At 48.4% G+C, this 252-nt stretch carries 1 pseudogene; it reads left to right on the plus strand.

What is annotated here, in order from left to right:
- Positions 1-252 (plus strand): annotated as a pseudogene (locus SB775_RS31910) (teichuronic acid biosynthesis protein TuaB); the annotation flags it as partial.

Raw genomic sequence — 252 nt, forward strand, 5'->3', positions numbered from 1 at the left:
GTGGCAGTTCCGCTTCTCAATATTTTGTGCATAGTCGGACTACTGCGTGTGCTCATGAATCCAAACGGTTCAATACTCCTTGCAAAAGGGAGAGCGGACTTAGCCTTTTATTGGGATACGGGGATGCTCATCGTTTATGGATGTGCGTTATATGCAGGAGTCAGCACAGGCAGTCTGTTGACGGTGGCTTGGATTTACTCAGGTGTCAGCCTGCTGAATTTCATTGTTGGCAGATGGCTGATGGCCTATGTC

Source organism: Peribacillus sp. SIMBA_075 (assembly GCF_046534585.1).